The following is a 17,300-nucleotide window of genomic DNA, read 5'->3' as shown; positions in this document are numbered from 1 at the left end:
AGAACGCGCGGCAGGGCACGGCCCGCCGACGCGTTGGCAGGTAAACAACAGGAGCGGGAAGAGGCCAGCCCGCACTCGCTAGCAGCAACCACCACCGCAGCAGCCGCCGCCGTCAACCGAGGGGGCGTTGCCGCAGCCCTCATAGGGGCCGAAATGGATAGAGCGATCGCCGAAGATCTCGAAGTACTTGCCGAAACGGGTATCCTGCACGTAGCTGCAAGAGTTGCCGCACACATCGAGGCGCAAATCCTTGAAGAAGCGGTGATGATCGTCCAGGTCGAAGTAGTTCTCGCAGCCCTCGATGCCTCCGCGGTAGATCGCCGTCTGGCCGTATTGCTCGCAAATGTCCTCCAGCGTATCGGGCAACTTGAACGCGCGGACGGTGCGCGAGCTGAACTGGATGTTGCCCACGAGCGCCTCGACCTCGGGGTTGTCGATGCTGGCCGCCGACGAGCTCATATAGCGGAAGTCGACCCAGCCCACGCGCGCCATCATGCGACGGAAGTCCTCAATGTACATCGCGCCACCCAAGCACTCGCCCAGAAGAAGCGGGTTCTCGTTGATTTCCTTCGGAATGCGGCGATCAGCGAAAATGTCGGCGAAGTACAGCTCCCCGCCAATCTTGAGCACGCGCCAAATCTCCTTGAAGACCTGCTCCTTCATAGGCGAGAGGTTGATGACGCAGTTTGAGATGACCACATCGACCGATCCGTCGGGAATTGCGGAGAGGTCTTCGATGTAGCTTTCGATGAGCTCTACGTTGTCGTAGAACTTCGCGGCCATTTCAGCCCGATGGCTCTTGGCGAACGCAAGCTGATCGGGGTTCATGTCGACGCCGATAACCTTACCCTCGGGGCCGACGAGCTTGCTCGCCAGATAGACGTCGCGACCAGTGCCGCAGCCCAGGTCGAGCACGGTGCATCCTTCAAGCGCCGGCGGAAGCGGGCTTCCGCAACCATAGAAGCGCGAGGTGATTTCCTCGGGGATCTCGGCTAAGACATCCTTGATGTACTGGGGCAAGCTGTCGGTGCCGCAGCTGCAGGTATGAGTTGCCATCTCACCACCGTTGTCGATGGACATCTTGCTGTAGTATTCCTTGACCTGTTCGCGAATATCGCCCATGTTCTCACCTTTCTTGTTAATCCTAGGCTACCGCTAGGCTATTGCCAAACCATACGCTTACGATGCAATTATTGTCAATTGCCTTATAGCCGCCATTCAGCCGAAATCAGATTTATCCCGACTGTTTAAGTATGTTTAGCAAGGTTAGTAATTCCGAGCTACTCGCTAGAGTTTTCCCAGTTCATTCGCTATCTGTTCAAGAAAAAAAGTGACATTTCGAAGCATTGTCCTGTATCCAATACTGGATTATGTGCTATATGTGAATCACGTCTTTATAGGGGACATCCCACCAAGTCAAGGAGGAACCGCATGGCCCAGCTCATCGACAACCTTTCTCGCCGTACCTTCGTCAAGGGCGCCGCAGCCGCGGGCGCACTTGCAGGCATCGCCGCTCTCGGCGGATGTGCAAGCGAGCAGAAAACCGAGGACAAGTCCGAGGCGAAAACCGACGCCCCCGAAAGCAAGTACGACAACACGATTTCGGCCGACACCGAAGACCTCAACATCGTGCTTTTGGGCAAGGACTCGAAAATCGCCGCCATCATCTTGGCCCTCAAGAAGGGCTACTACGAGGAGGAGAAGCTCAACGTCGCCACGCAGACCGTGTCGGGCGGCTTCCCCGAGGCAATGCCTGCGCTCTCCAACGGCACCGCCGACGTGCTCCCCTTCGGCTCCATCCCTTCCTGCACCTATATCGGACAGGGCGATGACCTGGTCATCTTCGGCGGCACCGTCGCCGACGGCTCCGAGTGCGTCACGCTTATCGAGAACAAGGACTCCTACAAGAAGCCGGAAGACTTCAAGGGGAAGAAGATCGGCTGCTTCCGCATGGAGACCGGCCACATGATCACCAAGAGCTGGCTGCGCCAAAACGGCATCGAGGACGGCAAAGACGTGGAATTCATCCTGCTGGAAAGCTCCGCTGCCGAAGTTGCCGCAGTTGAAAACGGCGAGATCGACATGTGCTTCGTGAACAGCGGCTACGGCTACGTCGCCACGCAGGGCGGCAAATGCGCCGTGGCGTTCCGCCCCAACGAGCTGACGGGCAAGGAGTTCCCCTGCTGCCGCCAGACCACGAACCGCAAGGCGTTCGAGGAGAAGCGTTCGGCGCTCATCAAGTTCGAGATCGCCAACCTGCGCGCCCTCTACGACATTGAAAGCGACCACGCGGGGACCATCGCGACCATCGTCGAGTACTCCGGCCAGCCCGAGGAGTACATCGAGAACATCACGTACGGCAAGGGCGACTACGTTGCCGCGATGAAGTTCGAGATGGACCCCTACACCGACGACGTGAAGGCGTTCTACGGCGATATGATCGACAACGGCGACATCGACGACACCAACAAGGAGCTCATCGTCGAGCACATGGACTCCACCATCTACAAGACAGCGCTCGATGCACTTATCGAGCGCGGCGAGAACAAGGACTTCTACGAGAAACTCGCCGCCGAATACGAGAAGCACAACACGCTCGGCATCTAATCACCTTCCCCCCAACGCGCGCCCGCGGCCCGCCTCGCGGGCGCGCGTCTTTTCCATCCGGTATCGCGAGGACCCCATGCCTGCCATCTCATTCAAGAACGTCAGCTATTCCTACGTCGACGGCAACGAGTCGTATTTAGCGCTCGAAAACGTCAATCTGGAAATCGACGACGGCGAGTTCGTATGCCTCATCGGCCATTCGGGGTGCGGTAAGTCGACGCTGTTGTCCCTGCTCGCAGGCTTGTCGATGCCAACTTCGGGAGAAATCCTCATCAACGGCACCCCCGTTTCAGGGCCCGGCCCCGACCGGTCGATCGTGTTCCAGAGTTATTCCCTGTTCCCCTGGCAGACCGCCCTTAAGAATGTCACGTTCTCGATCCGCCAGACGAACAAGGGCATCTCCAAGGAGCAGGCGAAGGTGCGTGCGCTCGAACTGCTTGCCCAGGTAGGCATGGAAGACGCCGCGAATCGCTACCCCTTTCAGCTCTCGGGCGGCATGCGCCAGCGCGTGGCGATCGCCCGCGCACTGGGCATCGACGCGCCAACGATGCTGCTCGACGAGCCCTTCGGGGCGCTCGACCCGCTCATCCGTGGCAAGCTGCAGGAGCTGCTGCTGCGCCTGTGGAACGAAGGCGAAGGCTGTTGCAAGACGGCGGTCTTCGTGACGCACGACATCGACGAGGCGCTTATTCTCGCCGACCGCATCGTGTTCATGGAGCCCCGCCACATCACGCGTGAATTCATCTTGCCGAAAGACCGCGCCCGCACAGCCGATGCCATCGTTGAAGATGCGCGACTGCACGACATCAAACGCGAGGTCATGGAGCTGTTCGATGTCACCGCAACGGGAAAGGAGGACCGCTGATGCCATTCGGGAGAAAGCCCACCGCAGACGGTGCACGTGCCGTCGGGTGCGAGGTCGCACGCACCGCGACCCCTGCGCCCACCCCGGCCAAAAGCCGCGCACGTCAGGTGCTTACCGTGTCGTTTGTCCTGGCGAACGTGTTGTTCCTGGCGCTTCTCGCGGCAATCGCGATCCCTGGCAAGATCCACCCGAAGACAAGCGTCCCCTTCTACATCGCCGCGGCGATCATCGAGGCGCTCTTCTTGTGGCGCTACTTCGCAGGCGGGCGGAAGCGCTCGACGTGCCACATCGTGATCGTCGTGTTTTTGCTGCTCATCGTTTGGGAAACCGTATCGACCGACCTAAAGCTCACGCACCCGGTGCTCATCCCCAACCCCGAGAACGTGTTCGCCGTGTTCCCCACACGATGGGAGGAGCTCCTCAAGAACGTAACGTCATCGATGATCCTGCTCACAGAGGGCTTCATCACCTCGCTTATCGCCGGCAACATCATCGGGCTGTTCGTGGGCTGGATGCCCAAGGTGCGCGAAGCGGTCTACCCCATCGCTCACGTGCTCGCACCCGTGCCGGCCATCGTGTTCGCGCCGTATCTCGTGATGCTTCTGCCCTCGTTTAAGGCCGCGGCCGTCGCCGTTATCTTCCTCGGCATCTTCTGGCCGACGCTTTTGAACACCATCCTACGCGTGGAGTCCCTCGACAAGCACATCATCGACTCGGCGCGCATGATGGGTCTCTCCACGCCCACGATGATTTTCCGGGTCCTTCTGCCGTATCTGTACCCCACGGTTGCGACCGGGCTGAAAACGCAGCTGCCGACCGCCATGTTGATGCTGGTCATGGCCGAGATGTACGGCGCCACGAGCGGGCTTGGGTACTTCGTCATCAACTACACGAACTACGCGAACTACACGAACGTCGTCGCGGGCATTATCATGGTTGGAATCGTTGTCACCATTTTGGACTTCCTGGTGGGGCTTCTCGTTCGCAAGACGGTGAAGTGGAGCTAGCCTGGTTGAGGCGAAAGAGAGGAGAGGTATGTCAGCAGGAAAAGGAATTTGCCTGGTGTGCGGGGAGCCGCTTACCTACTTCAAGGAGGCGCAGGACGTCACCTGCCAGATTTGCGGTAAGAAGGAGACGGGGCATTCCGTCTGCGTCGAAGGCCACTACGTGTGCGACGCGTGCCATCGCGCGGGCGGGGTCGAGCACATCATGGCCGTATGCCGCGAGACCGACTCGAAGAGCCCCATCCGCATCGCGCAGAAGATCATGAGCGACAAGTCGATCTACCCGAACGGGCCTGAGCACCACACGCTCATCGGGGCCTCGCTCATGGCCGCCTACAGAAACGCCGGCGGCGACATCGACTTGGAGAAAGCGCTCGCCGAGCTACAGAAGCGCTCACTTCTCGTGCCAGGCGGCACCTGCGGGTTCTGGGGCACATGCGGCGCCGCGACGAGCGCCGGGCAGTGGTGGTCGATCGTTTCCGGGTCGACGCCCATGACGCGCGACCCCTGGGCGCAAACGCAGCGCCTGACCTCGCGTATCTTGGGGAAGCTCGCCGATTTGGGAGGCCCGCGCTGCTGCAAGCGCACGGGATTCACGGCAATCCTCGAGGGCGTCGCCTTCGCCAAGGAGATGCACGGTGTGGAAATGGAGGTGCCTGAAAAGGTGACCTGCGCGTTCTACACGAGAAACGCCGAGTGCCTCAAGGAAGGCTGCCCATATTTCCCCGCCAAAGACTAGCGCGAACGCAACGAAGCGCCCAGGCTGCGACCGAATAGGCCGCTCACCTGGGCGCTTCTCGCGTCTTTTTCCTTCGCAGAGAGCTCCTTGCGGGAACCCTTTGCGGGGCCTTTCGCGAAAGGCCCTCTACAATCCTTCGCCCGCAGTGGTGAGGACCAGTCGCCCGTTCTTCACGCCCTTCGTGCCAAGGATCAGGTTCGCGATGGTCTGCACGAGCCCAGTCTCGCCGCGCAGAATCACCACTTCCAGGCAATGATGCTGGTCGAGATGCACATGGAGCGTGGACACGATGTTGCCGAAGTAGTCGTGCTGGATGTTGTGCAGCTTCTCCTGCACATCCGACGCATGATGGTCGAACACGATCGTCAGCGTGCCCATCACCTCCACGCCAGGCGTCGCGCACTCGTCCTCGACGAGCGCATCGCGCACCAGGTCGCGCACCACTTCGCTGCGGTTCTTCGCCAAACCACGGCGAGCGACCAGCTGGTCGAAGCGCATCAAAAGCTCCTCGGGCATCGCCACCGAGAAGCGCATGAGGTCATTGCTCATGATGCGCGCCGCTTACACGAGGTTGACGGTGACACCAGGAGCGTTTTCCGCGTCGTCCTCGAGCGCGTCTTTCGCCTCGTCGAGCATGGCGCGCACATCGTCGAGCAGCGCCTGCACGTTGTGAAGCTTCTCGTTCGTCTGCGCAAAGCCGGCATCGCCCGCCTGGTGGGCAAGCGTATGGGCCCAGCGGCGCTCCAGCTTGATGTGATCGTCGATCTGATCGATCATCTGGGAGAATTGACCCGTGTTAATACCGTTCGTGCACATAAAACAGCCTCCTTCATCGCGTCGGGCGAATAGGCGCACCTCGCGCATAATCGCAAACCCGGCACTTTGTTTCTTGCTATCATGGGTTCAGGTATACCCCTTCAAGCCACCCAATGGGGGATTGATGTGAAAGAATCCACAAGAAGTAACATTTATGAGGCGAACGGCAGCCTCGTTTGGGACCTGTACGCCGACTACGTGTCGGGATCGCGCACGACGCTCGCTTGCGCAATCGGCTCACGCAAGGCAAGCGAGGCAGCGCAGCATGCCCTCGAAAGCTCGATGGCCGCCCTCGGCTACGGCGGCGCGCTGGCCTTCGTGACCCTCGCCGTCGACGATATCCCGCTCGGCGATGTCGACCTGTTCACCCTTGTGGAAGGAATCGACCCGCTTGCGATCGTGGCGACGGATGCCGCCGCAGCGGCCCGGCTCGCGCGCGCTTATCGGCAAAACGTCCCTGTCGACGAGGCCAGCCGCATCTTCTGCCGCGACGCCGTGGCGTTTCGGGATTTGGAGAGCATGCTTGAGACCCCCGAGGGAAAGCAGCGCGCCTGGGCGCTGTTCAAGAAGCTTCCCCGCCTGGGGAAATAGGAGAAGACCGACCAGTGCGCGAGGCTGCGCGCCTCGCAACCTGGTCGTCACTCGCGTCCCTCGCGCGCATCCCGCGCCCGCCACGGCGCGACCTCACCGCGCCCCGCGACCTGCGCGCCACTCGCGAGCCTCGCGACCTGCGCGCCACTCTCACCCTCGCGCGCCCGCCACGGCATGACCTCGCCGCGCCGCGCAAATCATCCCCGGAAACGAGAAAAGGCCGCGGGGGAGGCGGCCTTGTTCTCGGACGAGTGGAGTGAGGAGAAATCTTTGGAACGATTAGAAGAATAGCCCTTCGATTATTCCACGTCAAGAATATATTTATCCTTGATAAAATATAGAACACATCAGACCGAAGCGTTCCGCAAATCGCAGAACGCTTCGGCCCTCGAAGCCCGTTAACCTTACAGAGAGGTCGATGCGAATTCCGAAGGTTCCTTACGAGAAGAACGTGGCGTTCAGCCACGGACCGTATTCGCCCGTCCACATGGAGCCAAGCTGGTCGAAGACGACCGCCCAGTCGATAGTTTGCCCGAAGAACAGCTCCAGATAGTTATGGCTGTCGATCACGCGCTCGGGCGCTGCGGACAGGTTCTCCTGCGCGATGGTGTACGTGCAGGTGGGGCACATGGTGACAAGCGTGTTCGCGCCCGTTGAGCGGGCTTCGTCAACCACGCGCATGACGCGGCGCTTCGTAATGTCGGGGTCGTAGCCTGCAACGGCGCCGCCCGCCCCGCAGCACAGCGTCTGCTTGCGGCGCTCGTCCATCTCACGAATCTCGACCTGCGGCATATAGCGACGCAGCACGCCGCGAATCGCCCGGCCATGGCGCCCGTCATGGCGGTCGTGGCATGAGTCGAACACGGTGACGGAAGGCACGCTCGAAGGGGAAAGGCCCGCTGCACGAACCGCCGCGTCAACGTCTTCCGGCATGCCATCGGCGCGCAGTGCGACCCCCGCCGTGCGTTCCATTTCGCGACCGCGCTCCAAGATGAGCTCGGGCAGCGGGATAATATCGATGTCGTCGGCCATAAGCTCGGCGAATTCCTCACCGCAACCAGGGCAAACGGTTACCATGCGCGTGATGCCCGCGGCTTTTATCTGCTCGAAGATCTTCTCGCGATGCGCCGCGGCGCGGTCGAAGAAGCCCGCGCTCATGAGCGGACTTCCGCAGCAGTCATCGGACATGCACCATTTAAATCCCGCAGCGGTAAGCCATTCGCCCACACGGCGGGTCAGATCGGGCGCGTAGCTCACCAGCGAGCACCCAGGGAAAAACACCGTGTCGAACGTTCCCGGCTCGTATGCCGCCGCATCGCGCAGTGCGACGATTTCGGGATATCCGATGCCGAAGATGGCACGGTAGGCGCTGAAGATGTGCCATTCGTTGTCGACCATCGTGAGCTTTTCGGGCTGGTAGAGCCCCGATTGCATGAACAGCTCGCGCCAGTCACGCATACGGTCGGGGGCGAGCATGTGAACCGCGCAGTCCGCCGTGCAGTAACCACAGAAACAGCAGCGGCGAAGCGCGTGGTACATGTCGTAGTTCGACTGCATGAGCTCGGCCACCGCGGCGGGACGCTCGTCAGCGGGAAGGGACATAATGCGGTCGTACGCTTCCTGAACCGTGCCCACATCGAGGCCAGGTTCCTTGAGCACCTCGCAGCGAAGCGTGCAACGCTTGCAATGCGCGCACTGCATCTTCTTGTTTGCCCAGCGTGAAAGCATGCTGAGCGCAGGAGAAGCCGCCTGGTCGATCTCGGCCAGCTCGTCTGCGGTCAATTTCCGCACCCTCGTTTGTTTGAATTGCCCCGTTTTCATGGGGAACAGTGTAGCGCACAAGAAACCCGAAGCATACGAAGAAACGCCACGAGAGTGGAGCAATCTCGCGAAAGGATAGGTAACGAACCCGAACGACAGCGCGGGGCAAATGGGCACGAGAGTTTGCTACCATGCAGCCATGGATAGAATCACAAACAAGGCAGTCGTTTTCGCATGTTGCCTGGCAGCTGCAGGCTGCGAGCTTTCGGAAGAAGGCGAAGATGCCGTCGAGATTGCGAAGGGAACCCGCGAGCCGACGCTTTCCCTCGCCGTCGAGCACCGCAAGGAGCGCGCATAGCATGAACGAAGCAGGCATCACCCAAGACGCGATCCCGCAAGAGGACTTCCTCGACACGAGCGGCCCCAACGAGGCGGGCATGGTCACGCAGCGCTTCCTCGCGTTCAACACCGCAATCACGCTGCAGACGTTCGCGCCCGAGCAAGCCTGCCTCGCTGCATTCGAACGCGTACGCAAGGGGGCGCGCAGGTTCGAGCGGCTCTTCTCAAGAACGCTTCCCCATTCCGATATTTCACGTCTGAACAGGGCGGAAGGCACCCCTGTCGAGATTTCGCGCGACACGGCCGACCTTTTGGAGTGCGCGCTTTCCTACTGCGCCGACAGCGACGGGCGCTTCGACATCACAATGGGCGCTGCCGTGCAACTGTGGGACCTGCGGCGCGCGATCATTCCCTTGCAGGATGAGCTTCGCGAAGCCGTCGCCCATGTCGACTGGCGCGGGGTCCGCGTACGGGAAGAAGGCGGGCGCCATTTCGCCCAGCTCACCGACCCACAAGCTGCGGTCGACGTCGGAGGCATCGCCAAGGGCTGGATCGCCGACAAGTTCACGAACGCCCTGGTCGAAGTGGGGCTGGAGAACTTCCTCATCAACTTGGGAGGCAACGTGGTAGCGCACGGGGAAAAGCCCGGCGGCGCAGCGTGGAACATCGGAATCCGCGACCCCCGCAACGAGGGCGCCATCGTGGGAGCGGTGCCGCTTCGCGACGCGTCCGCGGTGACGAGCGGCATCTACGAGCGTTGCTGCGAGGTGGATGGAAAGTTCTACCACCATATCCTCTCACCCGAAACGGGGATGCCCGTGGAAACCGATGCTGCAGGAGCAACCGTTATCGCCGACCGGTCGATCGACGCCGAGGGGTATTCCACCACCTTGCTCGCACTCGGCACCACGCGAGGGCTCGCCTTCACGCGAGAACACCCCGCCATCCGCAAGGCGATTTTCGTCACCCGCAACGGGGACGTGCTTGAATCGTAGCAGAGCCCGCCGACGCTGAATTTCACCCCTCTCGTTCCGCTCGGGGGTGTTCAATTGAATCGGGGAGAAAGCGGAAAAGCCTGAAATGCAAAAGACCCCGCCGAAGCGGGGCCTTGAGTTTATGGTGGTCAGAGGGGGACTTGAACCCTCGGCACGCGGATTTTCAGTCCGCTGCTCTACCAACTGAGCTACCTGACCATATGTGCTTGCCTTTCGCGGAGAATCCGTTCGAGCAAACGCAAGATAGTATTTTATGGCAAATGGCAAAGCGCGTCAATAGCTTTTTTCAAAGTAGTGAAGCTATCACGACGCCCACGAGAATCGCCGGGGCAAACGGGAACGTCTGGGAGCCGATTCCCTTCCCGCCTTCGCGAAAACGCGAGACCACCTGCATCACGAGGACGACGAGACACGCCGCGAACAGGCACCACAGCCCCCGTTCCCAGCCCAGGAACAGTCCGACCACCGCAAGCAACTTGATGTCCCCGCCTCCCATGGAAGGGCGCTGGGCTAAGCCCTCGAACGCGATCGAGACCGCAAGCGAGCCACCCCCGAGCACAAGCGCCCCCACAAGCCCGTCGCCAAGCGTCAGGCCGAAGGGGGATACTCTCATCGCCGCGACGGACGCAGCTGACGCCGCATTCCCCATTTGCGCGTCCACGCCGAAGGCGCCGGCAGAGCAGGCGGCCACCATCACAGCAAGCAGAACGCGCACGGCAAGCCAAAGCGCCGCCATCGCTATCACTAGCTTGTTGGGAATCCGCCTCTCGCGCAGGTCGATCGCGCTCGCCCAGGTTAGCAGCACCAAAAAGAGCGCGAACGACGCCCCACCCGCATACGCGGGGGCGTTGCCAAGGACGACTGATACGCTCATCGGGCTCTCTTTCTGTAGGAGTACTGCGACTTGGTGGACAACTGGAAGAGCTATGCGACGTTTTTCGAACCTTGTTTACCGCGATTCGTGCCAAACAAAAGTAAAACCCCAGGAAAAGGCAAACGCCGACGCGCTTTTCCTGAGGTTCCGCCTCGCAAACCAGTGCACAACTCGCTCAGTTGACCACCAACTACCGGTTATGCTCCACGCGGCCGTTCAAATCGACGCTAGCAGCCGAACAGAAGCTCCTTCTCCTCGCCCGGAAGCGCCGCGCGCGCCTGATCGCGCAGGTTGTTCACGCCGATGAAGAACTGGCGCATCATGACCACCATGAGATAGCGGCCCTTCGGCGTCAGCGTGATTTCCTCGTCGTTGTTGGTGGCGAACGCCCCCGCCGCAGTCATGAACGCCATCTCAGCGGGAAGGCCGGCCTCGATCGAGCAGCCGAAATCCTTCTTGAACTGCTTCTTGTCCAAGCGAAGGCCGAACAGCTGCATCATGAAGCGGTAGCGCATGCGGTCGTGCTTGGAGAAGTGCGTTTTGCCCATGATGGACATGCGACCGCTTTCGATCTTCTCGTTGTACTGGCTGACGGAAAAGGTGTTCACATACATGTTCTCGCCGAGATACGTGATGCCGCCCGAACCGATTGCCGGGTACTCCTCGTAGTCGACCACGTACTCGTCGATCATCGCGTCCTCGCCCGCGGCACCCGTGCCCAGGCGGTTGAACGTCCATGCGCTGCCGTTCTCGAACAGCGGCTTGTCACCGCCGATCAGAAGCTCGCAGATGATCTCGTAGAAACGCTGCTCGCGCTTGTAGTCAACCTTGCCCACCGTGCGCGCAAGCGAGCGCTGTACGCTCGGCGACGCCATGAGCGGGTAGAACGTGGTCTGGCTCGCGCCGCTTTCGATTACGCGCTCGATGTCGTTGATCAGGATGTCCTCGGTTTGCGCCGGGAAGTTGAAGATCATGTCGGCGTTCATGGACACGAAATACGGGCTCGCCTCTTGAATGCGTTCCATGATCTCCTGGCCGCAGCCGTACTTTTCGTAGCGATCCATCTGCTTGAGCAGCCCGTCGTCGAAGCTCTGCACGCCGACGGAAAGGCGATCGACGCGCCCTTTCAGCTTCTCGAGATAACTCGGAATAAGATGATTCGGATTGGTCTCGGACGACACTTCCTTAATGGAGAAGTTCTCGCGCGCCATATCGATCGTCTCGCACAGCTCGTCGATCATGATGGTGGGCGTGCCCCCGCCGATGTAGACGCTCTCAAAATCGTAGCCCAAGTCCTTGAGCATCATCATCTCTTTGCGCATGTTGGCGAAATAGGGTTTCGCGCGCTCTTCCTTGAACGGGAATCGGTTGAACGAGCAATACGGGCACAGGCGCTCGCAGAACGGAACGTGCATATAGAGCATGTAGCGCTGCCCGGGTTTCGGCGGAACGACCTTCGCATCGTCGGTCGGCGTGAGCTTCAGATATTGGTTCGAGCACGCGCGAACCACCGTGCTCAGCATTCGTTCAGAAAGCATATTCTAACTTCTTCCCTGCTATTTCGCCTTCGTAACGCCCTTATTCCCAGGCGGAACGGCCGCGCGCGGCCTTCGCGCCGATGTCGGTGCGGAACTGCTTGCCCTCGAAGCTGATGAGGTCGCAGGCGGCGTAAGCACGCTCGCGGGCCTCCTCGAAGGTCTTGCCGAGCGCCACCACGTTGAGCACGCGCCCGCCTGCCGTGACAAGCTCGCCGTCGGCATTGTGGCTGGTGCCCGCATGGAAGACCGACACGCCGTCGAGCGCCTCGGCCTCGTCGATCCCCAGGATGACCTTGCCCTTCTCGTAGGCGCCCGGATACCCGGCGCTCGCAAGGACGACGCACACCGCCCATTCGTCGGCCCATTCGAGCGACAAATCGTCGACGCGGCCCTCGGCCACGGCGCACATCACATCGACCAGGTCGGTCTTCAGGCGAGGAAGTATCACCTGCGTCTCGGGATCGCCGAAGCGCACGTTGAACTCCACGATCTTCGGCCCCGCGGGGGTCAGCATGAAGCCGCCGTAGAGCACGCCACGATAGTCGCGCGCGTCGTCGGTTGCCGCCGTGGCAGCTGCGGCCTTGTCCATGATGGCCACCATGGATGCCATCTCCTCGTCGGTCACGATGGGCACGGGCGAGTAGACGCCCATACCGCCCGTGTTCGGGCCCTCGTCGCCATCGAACGCACGCTTGTGGTCCTGAGCAGGAGCCATGGGAAACGCCTTGCCGTTTGCCACGAAGGCAAGCAGCGAGCATTCCGGCCCCGTCATGCACTCCTCGATAAGGACGGTCTTGCCAGCATCGCCGAACTTGCCGTCGAAGCACTCGCGAACAGCGTCCTCGGCTTCTTCTACCGTCGAAGCGACGACGACGCCCTTGCCGGCCGCCAGACCGTCGGCCTTCACCACGATGGGAGCGCCCTGCTCGCGAATGTAGGCGATCGCGGGATCACACGAATCGAAGGTGGCGTACGCCGCCGTGGGGATGTCGTTCTTCTCCATGAACGCCTTGCTGTGCGCCTTGCTTCCCTCGAGCAGCGCGCCTGCGGCATCGGGGCCGAAGACCGAGATGCCCGCGTCGCGCAGCTCGTCGGCAACGCCCGCGACGAGCGGGGCCTCGGGGCCTATGACCACAAGGTCGACACCGTGCTCACGCACGAAGGAAAGCACGGACGAGCCGCTCATCATATCGACGTCGTCGACGTTGGTCGCAACCGCAGCCGTGCCGCCGTTACCAGGGGCAACGAACAGCTCATCGCACTGAGGCGACTTGGAAAGCGCCCAAGCGATCGCATGCTCTCGACCGCCACTGCCAAGCACCAAAATGTTCACAACAAACCCTTTCTCTCAGGTTCGCCAAATACAAGCAAGGAAAGCTCGCGAGCCGAACTGCAAAGCCGCGGGCTAACCACATACGCAGGCCAAACAGCCAAAACCCGCAGGTCGAACAAAAGTCAGCGAGCGTAGCTCTGTCGAGTGCAGATGGCGTGAAAAGATTTCGACGCGTACTTTAAGGTACGCAAGAAACCTTTGGAGCGCCAGCTGCGCCGCCAGAGCCGCGCGCAGCGTCGACTCGTTTCGCGGGCCGTAAGGCCCGCGAAACCCATAGCCTACCAACCGCGCATGATGGTCTGGTCGCGATCGGGACCGACGGCCACGATCGAGATCTTCACACCCGTGATCTCCTCGAGATGCTCGACGTATTTCTGTGCATTCTCGGGCAGCTCCTCGAAGGACTTGCACGCCGTGATGTCCTCGCCCTTCCAGCCAGGAAGCTCCTCGTAGATGGGCTTCGCGTGGAACAGCACGCTTTGCTGCATGGGGAAGTAGTCATAGCGCTTGCCGTTACATTCGTAGGCCACGCACACCTTGATGGTGTCGAAGGCGGAAAGCACATCGAGCTTGGTCAGCGCCACATCAGTGAGGCCGTTGACCTCCGCGGCGTAGCGCGCGATGACCGCGTCAAACCAGCCGCAGCGGCGCTTGCGGCCGGTGGTCACGCCGTATTCGTGGCCCACGGAGCACAGAAGCTCGCCAGTTTCGGCCTCTTCGCCCACACCGCCGTCTTCAGGGAAACGCTGCTCAGTGGGGAACGGGCCGCCGCCAACGCGTGTCACGTAGGCCTTCTCGATACCGAGCACGCGGTCGATGTTCACAGGGCCCACGCCCGAGCCCGTCGCCGCGCCGCCCGCGCAGCAAGAAGAGGAGGTCACATAGGGGTAGGTGCCGTGATCGATGTCGAGCAACGTGCCCTGCGCGCCCTCGAACAGCACCGACTTGCCCTCGCGCAGCGCGCTGTTGAGCATGTGGGCAGTTTCAGCCATGTAGGGCTTCAGGATGCGCGCGTAAGGCAGATACTCCTCGCAGATTTCCTCGACCGTGTAGGTGTGGAGGCCGTAGATCTTGCTCAGGACGGGATTCTTCTGTTTGAGTGCGGTCTCGACCTTCAGGCGGAAGATCTTCTCGTCGAACAGATCCTGGATGCGGATGCCCTTGCGAGCAGCTTTGTCCTGGTAGCACGGGCCGATGCCTCGCTTGGTGGTACCGATCTTGTGCTCGCCGAGGCTCTTCTCGTCGGCGCCGTCGAGGTCTTTGTGCCACGGCATGATGACATGCGCATCGCAGCTGATCTTCAGGTTCTTGCACGAAATGCCCTCGGCCTGAAGCATCGCCATTTCCTTCACGAGCACGCCCGGGTCGACGACGACGCCGTTGCCGATGACGGGAATGGCGTTCTCGTACATGACGCCCGAGGGCATCAGGTGCAGCGCCAGTTTCTTGTCACCGTGAATAACGGTGTGTCCTGCGTTGTTTCCACCCTGGTAGCGCACGACGTAGTCGTACTTGCTCGCAATGAGGTCGGTGATTTTACCCTTGCCTTCGTCGCCCCATTGGGCACCGACGAGAACTGTACTGGGCATGAGCGTTCATCCTTTCGTCGCCCCGCGCGAGCGAGGCCGATCGGCATTCTTCCTGCAACCCTTGCATTATAAGGTATGGGTTACACAGCGAGTTCGATGACGTTGGTAGCGTCACTAACTTCGCGCAGAACGGAAACGACCTCTTCGTGACAGGTGAACATAATGACTTGGCGCGTCTTCGCGAGCTCGGCCAAGGCACGCGCGGCCCCGCGGCGGCGGCGGGAGTCGAAGTTCACGAGAATATCATCGGCGAGGATGGGAATCGCGCGGCCCACGTTGTCGGCGGCGAGCAGAAGCGCGATGCGCAAGCTGAGATAGAGCTGCTGGCACGTGCCGAGCGAGAGATGGACCGGATCGCGCTCGGTATGAACGGAGTCGACAACGCGCAGATGACCGTCGGCGGTCATGTACACGCGCACCCAGCGACCCTCGGTCATAAGCGACATGAGCTCGCTCGCCTGCGCATACACCTCGGGCTGGCTTTTGCTCTCCCAAGAGGATATCGCCATCTCGAGCATGCGACGGGCGAGAAGAAGCCTCGCGAAAGTTTGCAGCGACTCGTTGTAGCGCGTGCGAATCTGCTGGTAGGTCATGCGGACTTCGTCGAGCGTATGCTCGCCATGCGCCGCCGCAAGCTCTTGCTTGAGCTCGCCGTACGCTCGGTTCGTACTCTCGAAGGCCTCCATGAGGTTAGTGCGCTGCGAAACCTTGCGCGCGATCTTCGCGTCGAGCGCCGCAAGCGTCGCGTTCTCGCTCGGCAGATGCGCCTGCGTGTAGGCGCTCGCAAGCGCATCGGCATTGCGCGCAATCTTCTCTTCGAGCGAGGTCAGGCGCGCAGTGAGCGCTTGGGAGCGCTGCTGGAGCAAGGCCATGTCGCCGCGAGCGTCTTTCGCCTCGTCGAGGATCGTCCGCGCACGGCGCAGGTTCGACGAAGCCTCACCCAGCCCGCGGCTCTCGAGAAACGCGCGAATCTCCCCCGAGAGCGCCTCCTGCTCGGCAAGGCATGACTCGTATTTCTTCTTGTCCTGCAACATGACCCATTGCGCACTTTGGAGCTCGGCCTTTCGCGCTTCTTGTTCCTTGCTCGGGCGGAACAGCATCACAAGCGCTCCCGCAGCGAGAAAGACCGCCATGGCGACCAAACCCAAACCGAGCGCCATGAACGACAGGCTCGAGATTTCGCGCCCATGTACCACAAGGGGGACACCAGACCCGACGAACACAAGCGGCAGCGCAATGGAGAGCACCACCTGTGCCGTGCGCTGATGGCGGGCGCGCAGCTCCATCTCGCGCGTGTCGGGTGCCTCTAGGCGCACCTCGTAGGCCGCCTTCGATGCAGCGTAATTCGATTTTGCCAGCTCAACGCTGTGCGAGCACTTCGATTCCCGGTCGCCGAAGGCGTCGATCCGATCGCGCAACTCACGGTCCTCGGCCGCAGTCATGACCATAAGCTCGCGAGGGAGCGCATGCCTCCCGCGCCGCTTCGCGAGCGCCGCCTGCGTTTGCTCCTCGACAAGGCGCGCGTGCTCCTCGGTGATTTCCTCGCGCTCCGCCGCGAGCTTCTCAATGCGCGCGCGGCATGCGGTGAGCTCCTCGATGCGCGCGTTCAGCTTCGACAGGCGCGCGCTGAGCGACTCGCGCTCGGGCTCCATCTCGTGGAATTCCTTGTCCTTGCGACGCAGGCTCTCGGCTACCTCGGCGGCGCGGGCCATCTCCTCTTTCGCGTCCGCGAGCTGCGATCCCAGGTTCACAAGCGACTCCTCGGCACTTGCGGCGCGCGACGTGCAGGCAGCAAGGCGCCCTTGCACCACGGAGAGCGCGTGCGCGGGGGATGTCCCCGTACCAGACCCCGCTGTGAGCAGGCGCGCCGTGACGTCGGTGGTGTTGCGCAGGCGGCGCAGCTCGTCGCTGGTGAGCGAGAACATGGTAGAGAACGTCTCGCGGTCGATATCGTGCACGAGGGAGGCGTCGCCCTTGAGGCCTTCCGCATTGCGGCTTCGGGAAAGCTCGATCTCGCCGCCTTCGCCGTCGTCGAAGAACAGCGAGCCCGCGCGGTCGGCCGCCTGCGGCTTGTAGGTGTTGCGGACCCCGCGCGCCTCTTCCCAGCCGAAGAGTACTCCGCGGACAAACGACGCGGTCGTCGTCTTGCCCGCCTCGTTCGGGCCGAAGACCACGTTCAAATGGGGCCCGAAGGGGCCGACGACCTTACCGGAAAACGCGCCGAAGCTTTCCATCTTGATGTGCTTCAA

Annotated in this window: 16 protein-coding genes and 1 tRNA gene; 7 read left to right on the top strand and 10 right to left on the bottom strand. The window is 61.5% G+C overall.

The features are described 5' to 3' along the window. Positions 1 to 78: 78 nt before the first annotated feature. Positions 79 to 1,122 carry a methyltransferase domain-containing protein gene (locus Q0I65_RS02355; RefSeq protein ID WP_296059336.1) on the bottom strand — a complete coding sequence of 348 codons (1,044 nt, stop codon included), beginning with the start codon at positions 1,120 to 1,122 and terminating at the stop codon, positions 79 to 81. A gap of 309 nt (positions 1,123 to 1,431) precedes the next feature. Between Q0I65_RS02355 and Q0I65_RS02350 the strand changes: the two genes are divergently transcribed. The 4 genes from Q0I65_RS02350 to Q0I65_RS02335 all read left to right on the top strand — a co-directional run bounded on the left by Q0I65_RS02350 (position 1,432) and on the right by Q0I65_RS02335 (position 5,215). Beyond that, positions 1,432 to 2,607, top strand: a complete 1,176-nt coding sequence (locus Q0I65_RS02350) for an ABC transporter substrate-binding protein (protein WP_296059334.1) — start codon at positions 1,432 to 1,434, stop codon at positions 2,605 to 2,607. 76 nt (positions 2,608 to 2,683) lie between these two features. Continuing rightward, on the top strand, positions 2,684 to 3,472 hold the full coding sequence (locus tag Q0I65_RS02345; protein ID WP_296059330.1) for an ABC transporter ATP-binding protein: 789 nt from the start codon (positions 2,684 to 2,686) through the stop codon (positions 3,470 to 3,472). Then, on the top strand, positions 3,472 to 4,479 hold the full coding sequence (locus Q0I65_RS02340; protein ID WP_296059328.1) for an ABC transporter permease subunit: 1,008 nt from the start codon (positions 3,472 to 3,474) through the stop codon (positions 4,477 to 4,479). Before Q0I65_RS02345 ends, Q0I65_RS02340 begins: the two co-directional genes overlap by 1 nt. 28 nt (positions 4,480 to 4,507) lie before the next feature. Further along, positions 4,508 to 5,215 carry a DUF5714 domain-containing protein gene (locus Q0I65_RS02335; protein ID WP_296059326.1) on the top strand — a complete coding sequence of 236 codons (708 nt, stop codon included), beginning with the start codon at positions 4,508 to 4,510 and terminating at the stop codon, positions 5,213 to 5,215. Positions 5,216 to 5,341: 126 nt separating this feature from the next. On the opposite strand, the gene nikR is transcribed toward Q0I65_RS02335, so the two are convergent. Together nikR and Q0I65_RS02325 are read right to left on the bottom strand one after the other, a co-directional pair. Beyond that, on the bottom strand, positions 5,342 to 5,764 hold the full coding sequence (gene nikR, locus Q0I65_RS02330) for a nickel-responsive transcriptional regulator NikR (RefSeq protein ID WP_158049136.1): 423 nt from the start codon (positions 5,762 to 5,764) through the stop codon (positions 5,342 to 5,344). Positions 5,765 to 5,776: 12 nt separating this feature from the next. Beyond that, the gene (locus Q0I65_RS02325; protein WP_296059321.1) at positions 5,777 to 6,031 is read right to left on the bottom strand and encodes a dynein gamma chain protein; all 255 of its coding nucleotides are present in this window, start codon (positions 6,029 to 6,031) and stop codon (positions 5,777 to 5,779) included. Between the two features lie 126 nt (positions 6,032 to 6,157). Here Q0I65_RS02325 and Q0I65_RS02320 point away from each other — a divergent pair, with 126 nt between their 5' ends. Then, positions 6,158 to 6,622 carry a hypothetical protein gene (locus Q0I65_RS02320; RefSeq protein WP_296059318.1) on the top strand — a complete coding sequence of 155 codons (465 nt, stop codon included), beginning with the start codon at positions 6,158 to 6,160 and terminating at the stop codon, positions 6,620 to 6,622. 438 nt (positions 6,623 to 7,060) lie between these two features. Here the strand turns inward: Q0I65_RS02320 and Q0I65_RS02315 are convergent, their stop codons facing one another. After that, positions 7,061 to 8,404 (bottom strand): (Fe-S)-binding protein, encoded by a 1,344-nt coding sequence (locus Q0I65_RS02315; RefSeq protein ID WP_296059317.1) that lies wholly within the window; start codon positions 8,402 to 8,404, stop codon positions 7,061 to 7,063. Positions 8,405 to 8,582: 178 nt separating this feature from the next. On the opposite strand from Q0I65_RS02315, the gene Q0I65_RS02310 reads away from it, so the two are divergent. Beyond that, positions 8,583 to 8,741: a hypothetical protein gene (locus Q0I65_RS02310; RefSeq protein WP_296059315.1), complete on the top strand. Its 159-nt coding sequence runs from the start codon at positions 8,583 to 8,585 to the stop codon at positions 8,739 to 8,741. Between the two features lies 1 nt (position 8,742). Continuing rightward, the gene (locus Q0I65_RS02305) at positions 8,743 to 9,717 is read left to right on the top strand and encodes an FAD:protein FMN transferase (protein ID WP_296059313.1); all 975 of its coding nucleotides are present in this window, start codon (positions 8,743 to 8,745) and stop codon (positions 9,715 to 9,717) included. Positions 9,718 to 9,839: 122 nt separating this feature from the next. On the opposite strand, the gene Q0I65_RS02300 is transcribed toward Q0I65_RS02305, so the two are convergent. The 6 genes from Q0I65_RS02300 to Q0I65_RS02275 form a co-directional block, all read right to left on the bottom strand. Beyond that, positions 9,840 to 9,915: transfer RNA gene (locus tag Q0I65_RS02300), tRNA-Phe, on the bottom strand. Positions 9,916 to 10,003: 88 nt separating this feature from the next. Further along, a complete protein-coding gene (locus Q0I65_RS02295) occupies positions 10,004 to 10,591 on the bottom strand; it encodes an A24 family peptidase (RefSeq protein WP_296059310.1) in 588 nt (195 codons plus the stop codon). A 227-nt stretch (positions 10,592 to 10,818) separates the two neighbouring features. After that, positions 10,819 to 12,129, bottom strand: a complete 1,311-nt coding sequence (locus Q0I65_RS02290) for a coproporphyrinogen III oxidase family protein (RefSeq protein WP_296059307.1) — start codon at positions 12,127 to 12,129, stop codon at positions 10,819 to 10,821. Positions 12,130 to 12,169: 40 nt separating this feature from the next. Continuing rightward, positions 12,170 to 13,462 (bottom strand): phosphoribosylamine--glycine ligase, encoded by a 1,293-nt coding sequence (purD, locus tag Q0I65_RS02285; protein ID WP_296059305.1) that lies wholly within the window; start codon positions 13,460 to 13,462, stop codon positions 12,170 to 12,172. Between the two features lie 278 nt (positions 13,463 to 13,740). Further along, entirely contained in the window at positions 13,741 to 15,051 is a 1,311-nt protein-coding gene (locus Q0I65_RS02280) for an adenylosuccinate synthase (RefSeq protein ID WP_296059302.1), read from the bottom strand. Positions 15,052 to 15,131: 80 nt separating this feature from the next. Further along, positions 15,132 to 17,300 (bottom strand): AAA family ATPase, encoded by a 2,169-nt coding sequence (locus tag Q0I65_RS02275; RefSeq protein WP_296059299.1) that lies wholly within the window; start codon positions 17,298 to 17,300, stop codon positions 15,132 to 15,134.

It is taken from the genome of uncultured Ellagibacter sp. (genome assembly GCF_934643285.1).
In the GTDB taxonomy this organism is placed as follows: domain Bacteria; phylum Actinomycetota; class Coriobacteriia; order Coriobacteriales; family Eggerthellaceae; genus Ellagibacter.
This window is presented reverse-complemented; position numbering and strand designations above follow the sequence as displayed.